This is a genomic window from Dactylosporangium sp. NBC_01737, assembly GCF_035963215.1.
In the GTDB taxonomy this organism is placed as follows: Bacteria; Actinomycetota; Actinomycetes; order Mycobacteriales; family Micromonosporaceae; genus Dactylosporangium.
Window position 1 is genome coordinate 11,196,630 of record NZ_CP109153.1, and the last position, 18,434, is coordinate 11,215,063.

Genomic DNA, 18,434 nt, shown 5'->3' on the forward strand with positions numbered 1-18,434 from the left:
GGCATTCTACGGTGCGCCCCGCCCCGCCCCGATGCCGTCGGCGGCACCACGCCGGGCGCCGGCCGGGCGATACTACGGTCATGATGGACGGCGCCGACTGGCTCGATCGGATCCTCACCCCGGCGCTGGAGCGCGGATCGCCGGCCAGGTCGATCCTGCGGGCCCAGGTGCACGCGCTGCAGGAGTGCGGCGTCCTCGACGCCGGCCAGGCGGCCGAGGCCGTGCGGCGCGTCGACGCGAGCCGGCCGTCGATCGGGCCACCCGCATCGGCCGCCCCGCCGCCCGCCAGCCGCCTGCAGCGCGTGCTGGCCCCGGCCCTGCCGGTCGCCGACATCGACCAGGTGACGTACGTGCTGACCAGCATCGAGCTGTGGGACCACGCGGTCGACGTGTTCGTCGCCGGGGTGCCCAGCGCCGTCACGGCCCGCCGCGAACGCGAGGCCGAGGCCGCCCTTGATCGCTGGGCACAGCGGCATCGAACGGGCCACGGCAACCTGGGGCCACCTCCCGACGCCATGCGCACGCACCACCTCGGCATCCTGGTCGGCATCGGCGACGACGTCGGCACCCGGTACCGCACGCTCCACGCGAGCGCGGGCGGGTCGGGCACGACTTGGCGCATCCACGTGACGTCGGCGCCCGGCGTACCGCCGACCGCGAACCACCTGGTGATCTCCGTGAACGACGACGACGGCCGCCCGTTGCACCGGCACGTCATCGAGCTCGCCGCTTGAGGCCACGGGCCTGCCCGGCGGATGAAGCCGGACAGGCCCGTGGTCCCGCTCAGCGCTCAGCGCTCAGCGCTCAGCGCTTGAGTGTGAAGGCGAAGTCGCCGGAGACCGTGCCGGTCAGCCGGACCGCCGACACGACCTTTCCCTCGGCGAGCAGCCGCTCGGCCTCGGCCCGTGCAAGACCGCAACCTTCAGCGATGAGCCGCACCGGCCGGACCGGGATCCGCGCCGCGAACCGGACCGACACGTCGATCACCTCACGGTCCAGGCGATCCGATCCGCCGGTGTCCAGGCGCCACGCGTTCTGCCAGTCCAGGGCGATTCGGTTACGGCGAAGCACCAGCGGATCCTGGAGCAGCTCGGCGGTCAGGCCGGGGTCGTTGCCATGCAGCCGGTCCAGCAGCTCGGGCCGTATGGAGCGCACCGTCACCCGCTCCAGGACCGTGAGCTTCGCGGTGTCCCCGCAACCGCTACACAGCACGAGCAGCCAGACGTCGATGAGCTTGTGGTTGGCGTTGACACGGAACTTGCCGCTCGCCCGGAACCGCTCGGACCCGCACGCGTGGCAGCGGCGGCGTATCAGCGGCAGGCAGGTGGGCACGACTATCCAGTTTTCGAGCACAGCAGTACACCGTTTCCAGTGAGAAGTCCGCAGCAGGAAGGCGCGCGGCGCACACGCGCGACGCGCAGATCACTCGGCAGGTCTCACAGGATGTACAACGGCACGGCCTTACCTAGACGACTCCGTCGCGCAGCACGGTAGCGGCGCACAGCGCCGCCGCTCCACCGGTTTTCGTCAGATCGGTGGTGGCCGTGGATCTCGGCGGCAGGCTGTCATCGGGGGCCGACCGTGAGCCAGGCGGCGCCCGGGACGGTGATGTCCTGTTCGACCGTGCCGTCCGGGGTGAAGACCTTGACGTGGCCGCCGTCCACGACGAGCAGGCGGGTCGGCGACGTCCAGCACGCGGAGTCCGGGTTGGCGTTCGCCATCGCGGGGAGGCGGGCCTTGCGCCGTCCGGTGGCGGCCTCGGTGATCTCGAGCCATGAGTCGCCGTTCTCCGGGCGCATCTCGGTCAGGACGTACCGTGCGTCGGTCGACCAGCTGCAGGCGCCGGCGACGTACCCCTTGACGGGCAGCGACCTGATCAGCGTGCCGGTCTCGGCGGAGATGACGTGGACGCCGGTCTGCTCGCCGGTGGACGGGTCGAAGACCGCGACGGTGGCCTCGGCGCCGCCCCGGAACCACACCGGGCCGCAGCCGATGGTGCGGTCGCAGCCGACCTGCGGCGCGTTGAACAGCACGTCGCGCCGCTCCCCCGTGTCGGCGTCGAGCAGGTGCAGCCAGCCGGGTGTCGCGCTGCCGTCCAGGAGCGTCCTGGCGTCCTGGCTCCACATCTGCCCGGACACGTTGTCCAGCTTCGGCCACGGCCGTGCGGTCAGGTCGCGCAGGTCGATCAGCCACGGAGCCAGGGTGGCTGCCCGGGCCTGCACGATCGCGCGGGTACCGGACGGCGCCAGCGACGCGTACGCGTACGGGGTGGCGACGAACGAGCCGGTGGCCCGGCTGTAGATCCACAGTGGCGGCTCGGCCGATGCGCCGCCGGACGGCGCCCCGATGGCGGTGACGGTGAAGCCGTCCGGCAGGTCCACGCGGGCCGGGGCGGGCGTGATCGTCAGGACCGGGACGGGCGCGGCATCACCGGTCCGCGTCGGCGTCGGCGAGGGCCGCGACGGGGTGTCGGCCCGCCCGCCGGCCAGTGCCGGCGCCACGAGCACGGCCAGCACCGGCAGGACGGCCGCCCCGGTGGTGAGGGCGGCGCGGCGCCGGCGGATGCGCCGGGCGCGGCGGACGGTGCCGCCGAGCAGCTGCGCCGGCCGGGACTCGCCGGCCAGGTCCTCCAGCACGTCGCGGACGATGTGGTCGAGCCGCTGCTCCGTCACCGTGCCTCCACTCCGTCGAGCTCCGGCATCCTGCCGCGCAGCGTCGCCAGCGCGCGCGACGCCTGACTGGCGACCGTGCCGGGCGACACGCCCAGCAGGTCGGCGACCTCACGTTCGCTGAGGTCTTCGAGGTACCGCAGCACCAGCACGGCCCGCTGCCGCGGCGGGAGCGTGCCGAGCGCGGCGCGCACCGCCAGCCGCATGACGGTGTCCTCGCCGGTGGAGACGCCGCGCTCGGGCGGGTCGGCCGTGAGCACCTCCGCACGCCGGCGCCGCCACCGCCACCAGGAGACGTATTCGTTGTACATGATCCGGCGCACGTACGGCTCGGCGTCGCCGTGCATCCGGGACCAGCGCAGCATCGCCTTGGCCAGCGCCGTCTGCACGAGATCCTCGGCCGCGTGCTGACTGCCGGTCAACGCGTACGCCGTCCGCAGCAGCGCCCGCCCGCGCGCCGAGACGAACTCGGTGAACTCCTGTGCCGCCCCGCCATCCATTCACGCCTCCCACCATCAGTACGCGCGCGGGCCCCACAACCTTGCACGCGAACCGCGGCGACTTTGCGCCGCTCACCGATCGAGGGAAGTTCGTACAGATGATCGAATCATGCCGTATGGTGATCGCATGGCGGACAGTGTTCTCAGCGATCGGCAGCAGCATGTCCTGTCCGTGATCCGGGGCTGGGTCGACGAGCACGGGTATCCGCCCACGGTGCGCGAGATCGGCGCCGCGGTCGGTCTGGTCTCGACGTCGTCGGTCTCGCATCACCTCAAGTCCTTGGAGCGGCTCGGATACCTGCGCCGCGACGGGCGCTGGCCGAGGGCGATGGACGCCCGCACGGGCGAGGCCGACATCACCGGCGGAGCCCAGGCGGCCTACCGCGACGCGGGCGTCAGTGTGCCGGTGCTCGGTGCGATCGCCGCCGGTCAGCCGATCCTCGCCGAGGAGCAGGCCGAGGACGAGCTGACGCTGCCGTCGTCGCTCGTCGGTCACGGCAGCCTGTTCGCCCTGCGCGTCAAGGGTGACTCGATGATCGAGGCGGCCATCTGCGACGGTGACTTCGTCGTGGTGCGCCGCCAGCCGGTCGCCGAGAACGGCGACATCGTGGCCGCGATGATCGACGGCGAGGCGACCGTGAAGGTCTACCGCCGCCGCGACGGCCACGTCGACCTGGTGCCCCGCAACGCGTCGTATGACGTGATCCCCGGTGACGAGGCCGTCATCCTGGGCCGCGTCGTCAGCGTGCTGCGCCGCCTCTGACCGTCACTCCCCGCGAGATCCGGCAACCCGGAGGATCTCCGGTCCTCTGACCCCGGCGATCCTCCGGGTTGTCGCGTTGCGCCCCAGGGGCGGCGGGGTCATGCGGCTCGGGAGACCGGGTCGGGGGTGCCGGCGCGTCGGCGCAGGGCATCGAGGTCCAGGACGGTCACCGATCGGCGGCCGGTCCGGATCCAGCCCTGCCGGCGCCACACGGCGAACGTCTTGGCGATCGCCTCGCGGGACACCCCGACCCAGTGGGCGAGGTCGTCCTGCGACAGCATCGGTCCGATGTGGACGGAGCCGGCGTGCGGGCGGCCGAAGCGGTCGGCGAGCTCGACCACGCGCGTGGCGAGCCGGTCCGCGGCGCTCTGCACGCTCAGCTCGACGCGGGTGCGGTCGGCGTCGCGCAGCCGGCGGGTGACCTCCCGCGTCAGGACCGTGACGACCCGCGGGTGCGCGTCGAGGTACCCGTCGAGCGCGGCCATCGGCATCAGCGCCGCCGTGACGTCGCCGAGCGCCTCGACGGTCCCGGACCGCGGGCGCCGGTCGATGGCCGCCAGGTCCCCGATCAACGCTCCGGGCCCGCAGATGGCGAGCATCACCGTGTCACCACCGGCGGTGTCGTAGGAGACCTTGACGTGCCCGGCGAGCAGCAGCGCCACCCACGCCGGCGCGTCGCCCTGGTGGAACAGCACGTCGCCGCCGCGCCAGCGCCGCCGGGCACTCCGGCCGTTGAACGCCTGCCGCTCCGCAGCGGTCAGGTGACCCCAGAATCCCGTCACGGCCGCGCCCCTCCAGCGATCGAGCGAACGGGCATGTTCGCTGGAATCAGATTCCAACGGCCGCCCGTCCCGCCCCAACCTCACTGGAACGATCCGCCGCATCGTTCCACCGGGTGGATGGCCGCGTCGGACCGGTGACCGCCCGGCTACCGGCGGGGCGCGACGAACAGGCTCTGCGCCGAGCGGCCGATCGGGCCGTGCTGGTCGTGCAGGGCGGTGTCGGCCAGGCCGATCCCAGCGGCGTCGATGGAGGTGACCGAGCGCAGGCACACCCATTCCCCGACCGGATGCCGCAGCAGGTGCACGGTCAGGTCCGCGTTCACGAACAGGAACCGCTTGAGCTCCAGCTCGTTGCTGATCCCGTTGCCGGAGTCGGCGGCGACCAGCACCCGGCTGAGCGGACCCGGCTCCTCACCGTCCACAAGGGACTCCCGCATGCGCATCCAGGCGGTCGCCGGTCCCCGCTCCAGGAACGAGCCCTCGGAGAAGCGGACCTCCATCGCGGTGTGGTAGCCGACGTCGTGCGTGGTCGGGTACATCGGCTTGACGGTCGCCCCGTCGAGGTGGACGGTGACGGGCGGCGTGGCGGCCGGCACCAGGTCCTCGCCGACCCGGATGAGCAGCGCCGAGCAGCGCATGAACGGGTCGATCGCGGCCTCCACGAGGGTGACGCCGCGGCCCTGCCGCACCACCCGCACGGTCACGTCGAGCACCGCGATCGGCACGGGCCGCGCGATCTCGTAGGTCAGCCGCGCCACCCGCATCCCCGGCGGCGCCACCGACTCCACGGCCCGTCCGAGCAGAGCCGCTGGCGGGCCGGCGTGCTGCGAGCCCGCGTCCCACGGACCACGGGTGTGCTCGGTGGACTCGAACCGGCCGTCGCCGAGCGGTAGGTAGAACGCCATCGGGACATCCTAGGTCGACCGCGGCCGATAGCCTGCGACGATGCCTGACCTGATTCCCGTCGGCCGGGCCGTGCCCGCACCCGATGGTGCACCGCTCGCCGCGTACGGCAACCATCAGGACTGGCGGGTGTCCTGGCACCCGCCGGGCTCACGCCCCGAGGGCCGCGCCCACGGCGCCAACGGCGTCTGCCTCGGCGCCGCCGGACTGGTCCTGATCAGTCACGAAGGCGTCCACTTCGGACTCCCCGGCGGCCGTCCCGAGGGCGACGAGACCGACCTGGAGACCCTGTGCCGCGAGATGCGCGAGGAGGCGTGCGTCCGCGTCGTCGAGGCCCGCCTGCTCGGCTTCACCCGCTCCGAGTGCGTCGCCGGGCACGAGCTCGGCCTGGTCCTGATCCGCTCGTTCTGGCGGGCCGAGGTGCTGATCGATCCGTGGGAGCAGCGGTTCGAGGTGCCGCACCGCCGGGTCGTGCCGGCCGCCGCCGCCCTCGACGAGGTGTGGGACCACGCCGACGGCCTGGCCCGCGTCACGGCCCGCGCGCTCGCCGAGGCCGGCCTGTCGCAGGCTCGGCCGGCACCCGGCTGAGCACGGTCGTCACTCGCTGCGGGCGGTCTCCGGGCCGGTGATGCGGCGCAGCAGGGGGACCGTCGCGGCGATGATGGCCAGCGACAGCACCAGCCCGCCGACGACGATCAGGCTGTACGTGAGCCCCGGTGGGTGCAGGTTGTACCGCATCTGCGCGGTCAGGAACAGCTGCGCGCCCAGCAGCCCGGCGCCGATCGCGAGGACGGCGGCGGCCAGCAGTGACACCGCGCTCTCCAGGGCCACCACGCGGTGCAGCACGCCCAGCGGTACCCCGGTGAGCCGCAGCAGGCTGAAGGGCCGTTTGCGGTCGGTGAGGCCGGCGATGACGCTGACCGCGAGGCTGCACCCGGCGATCGGCAGGCTGGCGAAGATGATCACGGCGGCCAGTTGCTGGAAGCCGGCCAGTTGCGAGTTCTGGTCGTTGGCGTGGTCCCACTCGGTGGCCGGCATGATCCGCACGCCGGGGAAGGCCAGCTGCAGTGCCGTGCGGGTGCGTTCGAGGGTGGCGGTGGCGCCGTCGGTGCTGACCACGACCTCGATGACGGGCTGCGCCGCGAGTTCGGCCTCGGTCGCGGGCGCGGCCGGCCAGACGACGCCGGGGCCGTGCGGGGCGCGGTACTGCATGAATCCCCCATCCACCCAGGCGACCGCCGCTCCGTCGGCGCAACGGCCGAACTGGGGCGACCGGGCGAGGTCAGCGCACGACACCATGCCGGCGTGGCCCGCGCCGGTGAACGGGTTGTCCCGGATGAGGGTCACGGACCGGACGTCGGCGGGTGACGCCAGCGCCGCGAGCACCGGGGCGGGGATGTCGCTGGGGTCCTGTTCGAACTTGGTGACCATCGTCGAGGCGGCGAGGGCGTCGACGTACGCGCCGCGTTCGGCGGTGATGCTCTGGATGATGCCGATGGAGACGGTGGTGACGAACAGGCCGATGACGACGCCGCTGATCGCGCGGAACGCGGCGGCGGGGTTGTCGGCGAGGCGGCGGGCGGCGATGAGGGTCGCGGGGCGCTGCGCCCGGCGGGCCAGGAGCCGGGCACCGAGCATCGTCAGCCAGGGGCCGGCGATCACCAGCCCCACCATGATGCACAGCAGGCCGGGCAGGAACACCGCGACCTGGGCGGTGGAGTGCTCCGGCACCCTGCCGATGAAGAACGTGAGCTCGGCGATGCCCAGCAGCAGCGGGATCAGCCGGTACCAGCGCGGCGGTTTCGGCGTGACCCGGCGCACGACGCCGAGCGGCGAGATGCGGACCCTGCGCAGGGCGACGCGGGCGGCGAGGGCCGCGCCGAGCGGGACGCCCACGACGACCGCGGCGGTCATCAGCGGGCCCAGGGTCACGTCCTCGGGGTGGAACGGCATGCCCGTGAACGGGATCCCGGCGAGCTGGACACGGAAGGCGAGGTACAGCGCGAACCCGGCGGCCGTGCCGAGCAGCGCGGCGACGGTCGACTCGACGGCGGCCACGACCGAGATCTGCCGGGGCGTGCCACCGATCAGCCGCATCGCGGCGAAGCGCTGCTCGCGGCGGGCGGCGGTGAGCCGGGTCGCGGTGCCGATGAAGATGAGCACCGGGAAGAGCAGGCCGCCGGCGACGACGGACAGGATCAGGTCGAGCGCGGCGACGGGGATGCCGGGCGCCTCGGTCGGGAAGGCCGTGACGCGGCGGGCGCCGTACAGCTGCGAAACGACGTCGGGAGTGCTGCCGACGATGACGGTCAGGGTGCCGGGGGACGGCAGCGCGGCGGCACCGACGAGCCCTGCCTGCCGGCCGGGGAACCGGTCCGCGAGCTGGTCGGCCGGGGTCGCCGCGATCAGGTCGGCGAGCGCCGGGGAGACGTAGTACTCCCCCGGTCCGGGCAGCCGGGGCAGGCCCTTCGGCACGGGCGCGCCGGCGGCGGTCGTGGCGAGGTCGATGCGCTGGATGGACCGGCCGTCGTAGTAGTCGTTGCGCTCGGCCCACCACAGTGGACCGTCGGCGGCGCCGGCCTGCGGGCTGAGCACGGCGAACCTGGCGAACTGGCCGTCCACGGCGTTGACCCCGGCGAGAGTGCTCAGCAGCAGCCACACGCCGAGCCCGACGGCGCCGGCCATGACGGCGAGGCGGAGCACGGCCTCGCGCCCACCGGCCACCGTGAGCCGCACCCCGAAGCGGATCACGACGCACCCCGGGCGGCGGCGAGGGCGTGCACCCGGCCGTCGCGGACGATGACCTGGCGGTCGGCGTACGCGGCGACCCTGGCCTCGTGCGTGACGAGCACGACCGTGGTGCCCTGCGCGCGGGCGGAGTCGACCATGAGGTCCATGACCTGCTCGCCGGTGAGCGAGTCGAGGGAGCCGGTGGGTTCGTCGGCGAACAGGACGCGGGGCCTGGCCACCAGCGCGCGGGCGAGCGCCACGCGCTGCGCCTGGCCACCGGACAGCTCCCCGGACCGGCGTTGCTCCAGCCCGTCGAGGCCGAGCCGGGCGAACCACGGCCGGGCCTCCTGGATCGCGGCGGCGCGGCGGGCACCGCCGAGCAGCAGGGGCAGCGCCACGTTGTCCTCGGCGGTCAGCTCCGGCACCAGCTGCCCGAACTGGAACACGAACCCGAACCGGTCGCGGCGCAGCGTGCTGCGGCGGGTCTCGTCGAGCCGGTCGACACGGTCGCCGTCGAACAGGATCTCCCCCTGGTCCGGCACGAGAATGCCGGCGAGGCAGTGCAGGAGCGTCGACTTGCCGGACCCGCTGGGCCCCATCACGGCGACGATCTCGCCCTCCTCCACGGCGAGGGTGGCCCCGCGCAGCGCGGGCGTCTGCCCGAACGACAGGTGCACGTCGCGTGCCTCGAGCATCATCGCTGTACCTCTTTCGTCAGCGCGCCCAGCCGCGCCACGGTCGTCTCGATCCAGTGCAGGTCGGCCTCGAGGTGGAACAGGCCATGGTCGGCGAGCATCGCGTCGACGAGGTTGCCGGCCCGCTTGACCTCGGTGAGCTGCTGCATGCGCCGCAGGTGCGCGCTGCGCTGCATGTCGAGGTAGTCCTCGGCGGAGCGGCCCAGCATCAGCGACAGCACGACCTTGGCGAACAGGACGGTCTGCAGGTGCGGCTCCGGCTCGACCGGTTCGGCGAGCCACGCGTCGACCTCGGTGGCGCCGACGTCGGTGATGACGTACCGCTTCCGGTCGGGCCCTTCCCCGGGCTCGACGTCGCTGATCACCACCTTGCCGTCGCGGGCGAGGCGGCCGAGCGTCGCGTAGACCTGCCCGAACGACAGCGGCTTGCCGCGGCCGAAGAAGGTGTCGTAGTCGCGCTTGAGGTCATAGCCGTGGCTGGGCTCCCGTTCCAGGAGCCCGAGCAGCGTGAGGGGAACGCTCATGAGCACCACCATACGCTGAGAGTATACGCCGCGTATATACCCTCAGCGCATGTACCGGAGATGCTCCGTTGGGGTGCTCGGGTCAGGCTCCGGTTGCCGGGCCGAGCAGGGTCGCCAGGTCGATCGCGACGATGCCGGCGGTCGAGCCGACATAGAGCGCGCCACCGGCGACCGCGAGGCTCCGCACCGGCACGCCGAGCGGCAGGTCGCGGATCAGCGTGCCGGTCCGCGGATCCCAGAGCGCCAGGGACACGTCGTCGCCGACGGCCAGCACCGTGGTGTCCGGCGCGGACCGGACCACGGCGAGCGCGTGCACCGCGCGGCCGCGCTCGATCGGCCGGGGCCCGGCGGCATACCCGCGGCGTGGGTCGTCCCAGAGCCAGACCCGGTCGCCCTGCGCGGCCGCGAGCACAGCGGTCCCGTCCGCTGCCGGCAGCGTCGCCAGCGCCCGTACCGGCCCGTCCCCACCGGTCGTCAGGTGCGCCAGCCGGCGACGGCGATCGGTGTCCCACAGGTGGACGACCTCACCGCCGGCCGCCGCCAGCAGCCCGGGGCCCAGGTGCGCCAGTGCACGGACCGGGCCTGGATGGCGCATGGATCCCCGGCGACGCCGGAGCCGTCCGCCATGCACGCGTTCCCACAGTTGCACGGCGCGGCCGGACGCCACCGCGAGGAGGACGCGGTCGCCGGGCGGCGACACGACGCCGATGGCCGTGATCGGGGTGCGGCGCGCCGCCGGTGGCAACACCAGGAGCAGCCCGTTCCAGGTCATCCAGCGGCGCCCGGACCACCAGGGGAGCCGGTAGGTCGACCGCGCCGGCCCCGGCACCGCCGTGTCGGGGTCGACGATGCGAAGCGTGCGGCCGCTGCCGACGGCGAGTTCGGCGCGCCCGTCCGGCAACGGAACCGGCGCGAGGGCGGTGGCCCCGGCCAGCCAGGTGATGGCGCCGTCCTGCGGCAGGACTGGCGCGTGCGCGAGTGCGCCGAGGTCGGCGTCCCACAGGCGGACCAGGCCGTCACCGCCGCCGGTGGCCAGCCAGGCACCGCCGGCGCGGCCCGGGCCCGCGGCGACGGCGCTGAGCGTGAGCGCCGCCGCGATGGCCTCGACCGGCTCGGCCGGCTCGGCGGGCTCTCCCGTGGACGGCGCGGTCCCCACAGCTGGACCGCGCCGTCCGCGGCCGCGGTCGCCACGAGCATGCGCCCGTCCGGCAGCGACACGCTGGCGACCGCCGACACGGCACCACGTCCGGCGGCAAGGTACTCGCCGGCGGGCTCGAGCCTGCCGCGTCCGCCCGCGGTCGTGCCGTCGCCGATCCACGCCCGGGTACCGCCGGCGCCCGCGGCGATGAGCATGACCCGGCCGCCGATGAGCGGCGCGACGCCCCATGCGGTGGCGTCGCGGACGCGCTCGACCGACAGCAACCGCCGCAGTCGCAGCGACGCGTCATACAACGAGAGCGTGTGCTCGAACGCCTCGCGCCGGACGATCGCGAGCGCGGTGCTGCCGTCGGGCAGCAGCACCGACGACACCGTCTCCGCGTTGCGGGCCCAACCGATCCGGGGACCGGACCGTGGTCCGGTCGGCTGCCCGAGGTCCAGGTCCCAGGCGAGCACGTTCTCCACGTGCCCGACACCGAACGGCGGGCCACCACAGGTCACGAGCAGTGGCTCGCCGGACTCGCGCGGCACCACCGCGATCGAACGCACGGCCGGCGGGCCGGTAGGTGCCGCCGAGTGCCCCGGCTCCAGCACCTTGGCCAGCTGTCCTGTGGCCGGATTCCAGAGTCTCACGGCGCCCGTCGGGCCGCCGACCGCGAGCAGTACGGCACCGTCCGGCATCGGCACCGCCGCGATGGCGTGCACCGGGCCGTCACCGGCCGCGAACGGCTCGCGTACGAGCAGCCCGCTCACCGGATCCCACAACCGCACCGTGCCGTCGTGGTGGCCCGACGCGAGCGCGAGCCGCCGGTCGGGCAGCGCCACCGGCGTCAGCGCCAGGACCCTGCCGGCGTACCCGGTCAACGGCTCGCCGACGGGGCGGGCGGTGAGCGGATCCCACAACCGCACCGTGCGGTCGTCGCCCGCGCTCGCCAGCAGGGTGCGGCCGTCCGGCAACGGCACGGCGGCGAGGGCCGCCACGGCGCCGCGGTGACCGGCCAGAACGATGTGCGGCGGGGCGGCGGCGAGCCTCGCCCATCGCACCGCGCCGCCGGCCGTGGACGCCCCCCGTCCGCCGGCGGCACGGTTCGCCGGGCGTGCGGTGGCGGCGTCCGTACCAGCACGACGCTGCGCGCGCCGACCTGCCAGCGCTGCCCGTCCGTCGCGCCCGCCGACCAGGTGTTGAGCGACAGGCCGGAGTCGTGCGGCTCGTGCGGCGGGAGGCCGCGGTTGGGTTCGACCGGCGGCGGGTCCGGACGCAACCGTGCCGCGGCGACGGCCCGCACGCTCGCGCGGTCGCCCGGCGGCACCGCGGCGAGCAGGTGATGGGTCATCAGCGTGGCCGCCACCTGCGGCGGGAGGTCGGCCCGCCCGAAGGCGCTGCGCAGCACCTCGGCGGCGACCCCGGCCGGTTCCAGGTGATCGAGCAGGTCGGGATGGCGCTCCAGTTCCTGCCACGCCTGAGCCCGGGCGGCATGCCCGGCGAGGTACCGGACGAGGTACGGGTGCGGCGGCCGCGGCAGGTCGGCCGCCGCGGCGCGCACCAGTGCCTCCGTGACCCGGCGGTGCCGGTCGGCGTGGCCGTCGCCGATCAGGAAGGTGGTGAAGCTGTGGTGCGCCAATCGGTAGACGCTCTGCCCGTGCTCGGCGTCGAGCAGCACGTAGGGCGCCGCCTCGCGCAGCAGCCGGTCGATGGCGTCCTCGCCGAAGCTCGCCTCGGTCAGCGCGCCCGCGACACTCAGCCAGATCCGGCCGGCGCGGGGCAGGCCGCGGCCCAGCGCGAGCGCGAGCGCCTCCAGCAGCGGCCGGGCGGCGTCGTCGGGTTGGGTGATCCGGCGCACGGCGGCGGCGAACAGGGTCCGGTCGTCGCTGTCCAGCAGGTCCATTCAGGCGCCGGCGGTCTCGTCGGGATCGATGCGGAGCAGTCCCTCACCGGTGGCCACGACCACCATCGGCCCCGAGGTGGCCAGCCCGGACACCGCCACGCCGAGCGGCAGCGCGCGGACCGCGCCGCCGTGCCCGGGGTCCCACCACCGCAGGGTCCGGTCCTCGCCGCCGCTGAGCAGCAGGCCGTGCCGGACGGCGAGCGCGCGCACCGCGCCTCGATGGCGGCCCACAGGCTCGCCGGACGGCAGTCCGGTGTCCGGTGTCCACAGCCGGACCACTCCGTCCTCGTCGCCGGTGGCGAGCAGCGTCGACCCGTCCGCCATCGGTACCGCGGCCAGCGCCCGCACCGCGACGTGGTGCACCGACAGCAGGGCCCCGGAGCCGGCGTCGCTGAACTGCAGGGTCGCGTCGGTCGCGATCGCGAGCAGCGGCGCGCCGGCGGGGCGCGGCAGGAGCGCCACGAGCCTGATGTCCTCGTCGGTCCTTGCCTGCGGTTCGAGCCTGCGCAGGCCGAGACGGCCGGTGGGCGCGAACAGCCGCACGGTCCGGCCGCCGGCGACGGCCAGCATCGCGTCGCCGTCCGGCAGCGCCAGCGCGGCCATCGCGACGACCGGGGCGAAGGCCGCGATCCGCTCCTCGCCCAGCATCAACGCGTTGACCGGCTTGTCGGAGCCACGCCACGGATGCCAGCGCACGGGGCCGAGTTCGGTCGCGGCGCCCGAGGCACCGGTCGCGGGGTCGACCAGCCGGACGATGTGGCCGCTGCCGGTGGCGAGCAGCGCCGACCCGTCGGGCATCGGCACCGCGGCGACCGTCGCCGTCCCGGTGAACCACGTCGTCCGGTCCGCCTGGGGGTCCATCGGCGGCTGGGCCGGCGTGCCGTGCTCCGGGTCCCACAGCCGGACCCATTCGTCGCGACTGGCGGTGGCGAGCCATGCCCTGCCGTCCGGCGACGTACCCGCGGCGACGGAGGTGACGGCGAGCGCCGGGTCGACGCCGGTGCTGGTCCGGAACCACGCGCCCTTGGGCGGCGCGGCGTACCCCCGGTCGCGGGCCGGGCTCCACAGCCGGATGGTGCCGTCGTCGGCGGCCGTCGCGACCAGCGCGCGACCGTCCGACATGGGGACGGCGACGACGTCGCGGACCGCGCCGAGGTGCCCGGTCAGCGCGTCGCCGTACGGTTCGACGCGCAGCCGCAGGAGGCCGCGGCGCACCGACCACAGCTTCACCACCCGGTCGACGGAGGCGGCCAGCAGCGTGTGGCCCCGCAACGGCAGGACCGACCAGCGGGCGACCCGGTGGCGGCGCTCGCCGATGCCGGGCCCGGCGATGCCGGTGTGCCACTCCCGGTTTTTGGCAAGGTCGTGCAGCCGCAGCGTCCGCTCGTCGCCGATGCCCTCCTCGACGACCGCCAGCAGCGTCCGCCCGCCCGCCGTCGGCATCGGCGCGACCAGCGCGGCCTTGCCGGACAGGCTCCGGTTCGGCAGTGTCGCCGCCGGGCCGCCGGGTTCGACCGGGTTCCACAGCTGCACCCGCGGGTCGCCGGTGAACACCGTCTCGTGACCGGTCGCGATCGTGATACGCCGGTCCGGGCCCGGCACGACGGCCAGATGCCGCACGGCGTACAGCGCGTGCGCGCCCGCGTCCAGTCGGCCCGGCGACTCCCCCGCTTCCGGATCCCAGAGCCGGACGGCACGGTTGTTCCCGCCGACGGCCAGCACCTCCCGCCCGTCCGGCAGCGGCACCGCCGCGAGCAGGCGCACCGCACCGGCCCGCTCGGTGAACTCCTCTCCGGCCGACTGCCCGGTGGTGGGGTACCAGAACCGCACCGTCTGATCCTCGCCCCCGCTGGCGAGCAGGAGGTCCCCGTCCGAGCGTCTGATCGGTGCCAGCGCGAGCACGGGGCCGTCGTGCCCACGCAACGGATCGCCGACCGGCTGCCCGGTCGCCGGGTTCCACAGCCGCACGGTCCCGTCGTCTCCGCCGCTTGCCAGCAGCACCCGGCCGTCGCCGACAGGCACCGTGGCGAGGGCCCGCACCGGCCCGTCATGGCCGGACAGCGTGACGTGCAGCGGGAAGGGCTGCAGCCGGGCCCAGCGCACCGCGCCGCCGCGTACCGACGCCTCGGCCCGCTCCGTCCGCTTGGGGGTCGCCCGCCGGCCGCGCGACCGGTGCACCACGATGATCGGGCGGCGGCCTTCCAGCCAGGCCTCGTGCGTTGTCAAGCCGTTGTCGGTCGCGGTCCGCTCGGACGACACCACGCCGGCCTCGGGCGCGAACGGGGTCGTGGGCGCATCCGGGTTGGTCGCCACGAAGTCCGGCTGCCGCGCCATCCGCGCCATCGCGACGGCCCGGACGCTTGCCCTGTCCTCGGGCGCCGCCCCAGCGAGGTCGTGTCGCGCGGCGAGCACGGCTGCCACCTCGACCGGCAGGTCCACGCGGCCGAACGACGCGCGGAGCACGTCGGCGGCCAGGCCGCCGGGTTCCAGATGGTCGATCAGCCGCGGCAGGCGCGCCAGTTCGTCCCAGGCATGCCCGGCGGCGGCGTGACCGGACAGGTGATGGACCAGGTAGGCGCACGGCGCCCGGGGCAGCCGCTGCGCCGCCGCGGCGCCGAGGGCGCGCACGATGCGGCGGTGCTGTGCGGGGCCGGCCCTGTCCCGGAAGTGCTCGACGAACGCCCGGTGCCCGAGCCGGTAGACGGACCGGCCGTGCTCGCCGTCGAGCATGATGTACGGCGCGGCGGCCCGCAGCAGCAGGTCGACGGCCTCCTCGCCGACCGGCCGGCGAACCAGTGCCTCGGCGACGGCGACCCAGGTGCCGTCGACCCGCGGCAGGCCGCGGCCACGGGACAATGCGAGGGCCAGCAACAGGGCCGGCGCGTCCCGGTGCCCCGCGGCCAGCCGTTCGACCGCCGCGCCGAAGAGCGCGTGCACGTCGCCGTCCACCGGCCTCACTCGCGGTCCTGATCGGCCCGGATGTACGTCTCCGGCTCGGCGAGGATCTCGGAGACGAGCATCTGGGCATCGAGGAACTGCCGACCGGGCTTGCCCGCTATGCGTTCGGCGAGGCTGCTGATGGTGGCGTCGTCGGCCGCGAAGGTGCCCGCCGCGCGCGCCGCCCTGAGCCGGCGCTCGACGTACTCCGCAAGGGCGGCGGGCTCCCGCTCGATGTGGAACACCGTCGTGGACCGGGCGCGGCCGAGTGCGTCGAGCATGTTCTCGTCCGCCGGCGTCGGGCCGTCCAGCTGATAGTTCGTGGACGCGCGGGTGCCGACCACGAGGCGGGTGTGAGGCAGCGCGGCGAGCCGGCGCAGCACGGAGCCCGCCACGGCGAGCGGCAGGACGGCCTCGTCGACGGCGTCGACCAGCAGCGTGAGCGGCGCTGCGCGTTCGCGGAGCCGGTCGAGCAGCCAGTCGACCCGCTCGCTGGTGCCGACCTCCGCGCCCGCCGGGGCGAGCCCGGCCGAGGCGGCGACCCGGGTCAGCAGGTGCTCGACGTCCAGACCGGTGAGGTGGATGAACGCGTCGAACACGCCGTCCGGCGGCCGCTCGTCCGGCGGCAGGTCCTCCAGCTCACCGGCCTGCACCAGCAGCGCGCGCAGCGCCGGGTCGGCGTACGCGAGCAGGTTGTCCAGCAGCGCGGACTTCCCCGATCCCGGCGGCCCGGTGACGACGGCCATCCCGGAAGTCGCGGTGCGCAACCAGACGCTGATGCGACGCCGGTCGTAGCGCCGCCCGGCGAAGAACCAGGAACGCTCGCCCTGCTTGCCGCCCTCCCCACCGGGGAAGAACTGCGCACGCCGGTCGGCGGGTAGCTCCTCGATGAACGCCATCAGGGCCCGGTAGACGTCGACGGGTGCGGTCACCGGGCTGCCCGCGTGCCCTGGGCGGGGCAGCGGCGTGGCCTCGTGCAGCCAGAACGACCAGACCGCGCCGCCCTGCAGCTGCCGCTTGAGGTGTGACACGAGATCGTCGAGGTCGATGGTCTCGTCGTTGACCGTGTACGAGGCGATCGTGCGGTCCAGCGCCGCGCGCAGCTCGCCGAGGTACGTCTGCCCGTCCCCGCCGACGCCGATCACCGCCATCCGCCGGGGCACCTCGGGCCGGCCGGCGAGCTGCCCGTTGAGGCGGGTTGCCACCATCTCGGCGCGGCACGCCTCGACCACCACGAGGCTCCACGTGTCGGCGTTGCGCCGCCGGCGCCACTCCGCCCGGATCGCGTCGGCGAGGGTGGTCAGGTTCACCGCGGTGTTGCTGCGACCCGGCCGGCTGTCGTAGACGGCGAGCCAGGCGTCCTCACTGTTGGACTCGCCGTGCCCCATCCACAGCAGCACCGAGCTGCGGGGCCGGTCCGGTTCGGTCCACTCGTCCAACCGGGCGGAGACGGCGCTGAGCGTGCGCTCCTGTGCCGGCACGTCCCAGTGCCGCGCCGCGCCGCCGAGCGAGTCGAACAGCGCGACCACCCGGCGCAGCTCGTCCTCCATGCCGTCCAGCTGTGCGTACTCCCGGAAGGCGCTGAACGCGACCGGGACCACCTCGAACAGCGGACCGTCCACTTCGGACGTCATGGCGCCGGCTCGCCGAGGTCCGCGGCCGGCACGGCCATCATCAGGTCGCTGACCGGGGAGGCGCCGCCGCCGTCGAGCTCCACCCGGTACATCCCGGGGCCGGGCAGCGTCACCGTCGCCGAGAGACTGCCGTCGAACAGCCCCACCCCCGGACGGTCCACGAGCGCACCGGTGGTCGCGTCCGTCACCTGGCACGTCACGACGGCCGGGTCCGCGCCGGTGATGCCGATGTCGAACGGAACCCCGACCGCGACGACGTCGGGCAGCCGCAGCCCGATCGCGGCGGCGCCCAGCGGCGGCCCCAGCGGCACCTCGGTGAGCACCGCCCGCAGGTGGGCCACCGCCTCGCGGGTCCGGGCGATCGCGGTGTGCGTCTGCGGCAGGTACACCGGTTCGACACCGACCGGCGCGGCGGCGTCCCGGTAGACGGTGCCGTCGCCGCCCCGGTCGACCCGCACCATCGGTCCGCCGTCGACGGCCTGGCAGGTGTATTCCCGGCCTTCCGCAACCCCGTCCGCCAGCACCAGGCTCTGCGTGGTCGGCTGCTCCACGCCCACCAGCGCCCGCAGCCCCTGGCCACCGTCGGCGCGCAGGACCGCCTGGGTCGCCATGGCCTCCGCGGCGAGTTCCGCGTCGCCGCCGAGGCCGGCGACGTCCGACGGGGTCAGTGCCCGGGCGGCGTCACCCTCGTCGACGCAGCGGTACGCCGGTAGCAGCGCGTACAACCCGGGCATGCGGCCGACCAGCCGCCGCAGCCGCGCACGCGGCAGGGGCAGCGGGCCGCCGCGTCCGGTGCTCAGGATGACCGCGGCCTTGGCGGAACCGAAGAACGGTGTGCCCAGCGTGAGCGTGTGCCGCGTCTCGCCGGCGCCGTGCAGCTGCTCGGTGAACCAGCGGGCGACCAGCCCGCCCATCGAGTGCGCGACCAGCACCAGCCGGGCCGAGCGGCTGCCCTGCCGATGCGCGCGCCACCGCCGCAGATGCGCCTCGGCGGCGTCTGCCAGCGCGGCCGCGTTGGCCGGCACGGGCAGGCGCCAGTCGTAGGCGAACTCCAGCACCGCGTCGGGATGCGGCGCCGCGTGGCGGACGCCGTTGAGCAGCGCCGTGTAGGGCTCGACGCCACGCAGCATCGGCGCGAACGCGGGCACCCGCAGCGCCCGCGTCGCCCGCACCCGGCCCAGGCGCCCGGCGCGCTCGTCCTCGGTAACGGCCAGCGCGTCCAGCCCGGCACCGGAGGTCCAGGCCCGCACATA

General features: G+C 74.8%; 15 protein-coding genes and 2 pseudogenes. 3 read left to right on the forward strand and 14 right to left on the reverse strand.

Translation table 11 applies throughout. The annotated features are described in order from the left end of the window. The first annotated feature begins 80 nt into the window (after positions 1-80). Positions 81-734, forward strand: a complete 654-nt coding sequence (locus OHA72_RS51575; RefSeq protein ID WP_327003442.1) for a hypothetical protein — start codon at positions 81-83, stop codon at positions 732-734. Positions 735-804: 70 nt separating this feature from the next. Here the strand turns inward: OHA72_RS51575 and OHA72_RS51580 are convergent, their stop codons facing one another. The 3 genes from OHA72_RS51580 to OHA72_RS51590 all read right to left on the reverse strand — a co-directional run bounded on the left by OHA72_RS51580 (position 805) and on the right by OHA72_RS51590 (position 3,169). Then, entirely contained in the window at positions 805-1,353 is a 549-nt protein-coding gene (locus OHA72_RS51580) for a DUF1062 domain-containing protein (RefSeq protein ID WP_327003443.1), read from the reverse strand. A gap of 212 nt (positions 1,354-1,565) precedes the next feature. Then, a complete protein-coding gene (locus tag OHA72_RS51585; RefSeq protein ID WP_327003444.1) occupies positions 1,566-2,672 on the reverse strand; it encodes a hypothetical protein in 1,107 nt (368 codons plus the stop codon). After that, positions 2,669-3,169, reverse strand: coding sequence for a SigE family RNA polymerase sigma factor (locus OHA72_RS51590; RefSeq protein ID WP_327003445.1), 501 nt, complete (start codon positions 3,167-3,169; stop codon positions 2,669-2,671). The genes OHA72_RS51585 and OHA72_RS51590 overlap by 4 nt, the downstream gene beginning before the upstream one ends. Positions 3,170-3,296: 127 nt before the next feature. Between OHA72_RS51590 and lexA the strand changes: the two genes are divergently transcribed. After that, positions 3,297-3,932, forward strand: coding sequence for a transcriptional repressor LexA (gene lexA / locus OHA72_RS51595; protein WP_327003446.1), 636 nt, complete (start codon positions 3,297-3,299; stop codon positions 3,930-3,932). 98 nt (positions 3,933-4,030) lie between these two features. Here the strand turns inward: lexA and OHA72_RS51600 are convergent, their stop codons facing one another. Next, the gene (locus OHA72_RS51600) at positions 4,031-4,714 is read right to left on the reverse strand and encodes a Crp/Fnr family transcriptional regulator (protein WP_327003447.1); all 684 of its coding nucleotides are present in this window, start codon (positions 4,712-4,714) and stop codon (positions 4,031-4,033) included. Positions 4,715-4,860: 146 nt separating this feature from the next. Then, a complete protein-coding gene (locus OHA72_RS51605; RefSeq protein ID WP_327003448.1) occupies positions 4,861-5,619 on the reverse strand; it encodes a thioesterase family protein in 759 nt (252 codons plus the stop codon). A 40-nt stretch (positions 5,620-5,659) separates the two neighbouring features. Between OHA72_RS51605 and OHA72_RS51610 the strand changes: the two genes are divergently transcribed. Then, on the forward strand, positions 5,660-6,205 hold the full coding sequence (locus tag OHA72_RS51610; RefSeq protein WP_327003449.1) for an NUDIX domain-containing protein: 546 nt from the start codon (positions 5,660-5,662) through the stop codon (positions 6,203-6,205). Positions 6,206-6,214: 9 nt separating this feature from the next. Here OHA72_RS51610 and OHA72_RS51615 read toward each other — a convergent pair whose 3' ends face one another. The 9 genes and pseudogenes from OHA72_RS51615 to OHA72_RS51655 form a co-directional block, all read right to left on the reverse strand. Next, positions 6,215-8,368 carry an FtsX-like permease family protein gene (locus tag OHA72_RS51615; protein WP_327003450.1) on the reverse strand — a complete coding sequence of 718 codons (2,154 nt, stop codon included), beginning with the start codon at positions 8,366-8,368 and terminating at the stop codon, positions 6,215-6,217. After that, positions 8,365-9,045 carry an ABC transporter ATP-binding protein gene (locus OHA72_RS51620; RefSeq protein WP_327003451.1) on the reverse strand — a complete coding sequence of 227 codons (681 nt, stop codon included), beginning with the start codon at positions 9,043-9,045 and terminating at the stop codon, positions 8,365-8,367. Before OHA72_RS51620 ends, OHA72_RS51615 begins: the two co-directional genes overlap by 4 nt. Further along, entirely contained in the window at positions 9,042-9,566 is a 525-nt protein-coding gene (locus OHA72_RS51625) for a PadR family transcriptional regulator (RefSeq protein WP_327003452.1), read from the reverse strand. Before OHA72_RS51625 ends, OHA72_RS51620 begins: the two co-directional genes overlap by 4 nt. Before the next feature lie 82 nt (positions 9,567-9,648). After that, positions 9,649-10,338, reverse strand: a complete 690-nt coding sequence (locus OHA72_RS51630; protein ID WP_327003453.1) for a WD40 repeat domain-containing protein — start codon at positions 10,336-10,338, stop codon at positions 9,649-9,651. Positions 10,339-10,581: 243 nt separating this feature from the next. Further along, positions 10,582-10,953, reverse strand: a pseudogene (locus tag OHA72_RS65290) (hypothetical protein); the annotation flags it as partial. 572 nt (positions 10,954-11,525) lie between these two features. Continuing rightward, a pseudogene (locus OHA72_RS65295) lies at positions 11,526-12,182 on the reverse strand (hypothetical protein); the annotation flags it as partial. Between the two features lie 428 nt (positions 12,183-12,610). Then, a complete protein-coding gene (locus tag OHA72_RS51645) occupies positions 12,611-15,568 on the reverse strand; it encodes a WD40 repeat domain-containing protein (protein ID WP_327003455.1) in 2,958 nt (985 codons plus the stop codon). Next, the gene (locus tag OHA72_RS51650) at positions 15,565-17,181 is read right to left on the reverse strand and encodes a hypothetical protein (RefSeq protein ID WP_327003456.1); all 1,617 of its coding nucleotides are present in this window, start codon (positions 17,179-17,181) and stop codon (positions 15,565-15,567) included. The genes OHA72_RS51645 and OHA72_RS51650 overlap by 4 nt, the downstream gene beginning before the upstream one ends. Beyond that, complete coding sequence (locus OHA72_RS51655; RefSeq protein WP_327003457.1) at positions 17,178-18,431, reverse strand: lipase/acyltransferase domain-containing protein; 1,254 nt, start codon at positions 18,429-18,431, stop codon at positions 17,178-17,180. The genes OHA72_RS51650 and OHA72_RS51655 overlap by 4 nt, the downstream gene beginning before the upstream one ends. Between the last annotated feature and the right edge of the window lie 3 nt (positions 18,432-18,434).

Coding starts and splice junctions, on each gene's coding strand:
- OHA72_RS51575 (WP_327003442.1), top strand. CDS start 81: ATGATGGACGGCGCCGACTGGCTCGATCGGATCCTCACCCCGGCGCTG.
- lexA (WP_327003446.1), top strand. CDS start 3,297: ATGGCGGACAGTGTTCTCAGCGATCGGCAGCAGCATGTCCTGTCCGTG.
- OHA72_RS51605 (WP_327003448.1), bottom strand. CDS start 5,619: ATGGCGTTCTACCTACCGCTCGGCGACGGCCGGTTCGAGTCCACCGAG.
- OHA72_RS51625 (WP_327003452.1), bottom strand. CDS start 9,566: ATGAGCGTTCCCCTCACGCTGCTCGGGCTCCTGGAACGGGAGCCCAGC.
- OHA72_RS51630 (WP_327003453.1), bottom strand. CDS start 10,338: ATGACCTGGAACGGGCTGCTCCTGGTGTTGCCACCGGCGGCGCGCCGC.
- OHA72_RS51590 (WP_327003445.1), bottom strand. CDS start 3,169: ATGGATGGCGGGGCGGCACAGGAGTTCACCGAGTTCGTCTCGGCGCGC.
- OHA72_RS51650 (WP_327003456.1), bottom strand. CDS start 17,181: ATGACGTCCGAAGTGGACGGTCCGCTGTTCGAGGTGGTCCCGGTCGCG.
- OHA72_RS51610 (WP_327003449.1), top strand. CDS start 5,660: ATGCCTGACCTGATTCCCGTCGGCCGGGCCGTGCCCGCACCCGATGGT.
- OHA72_RS51620 (WP_327003451.1), bottom strand. CDS start 9,045: ATGATGCTCGAGGCACGCGACGTGCACCTGTCGTTCGGGCAGACGCCC.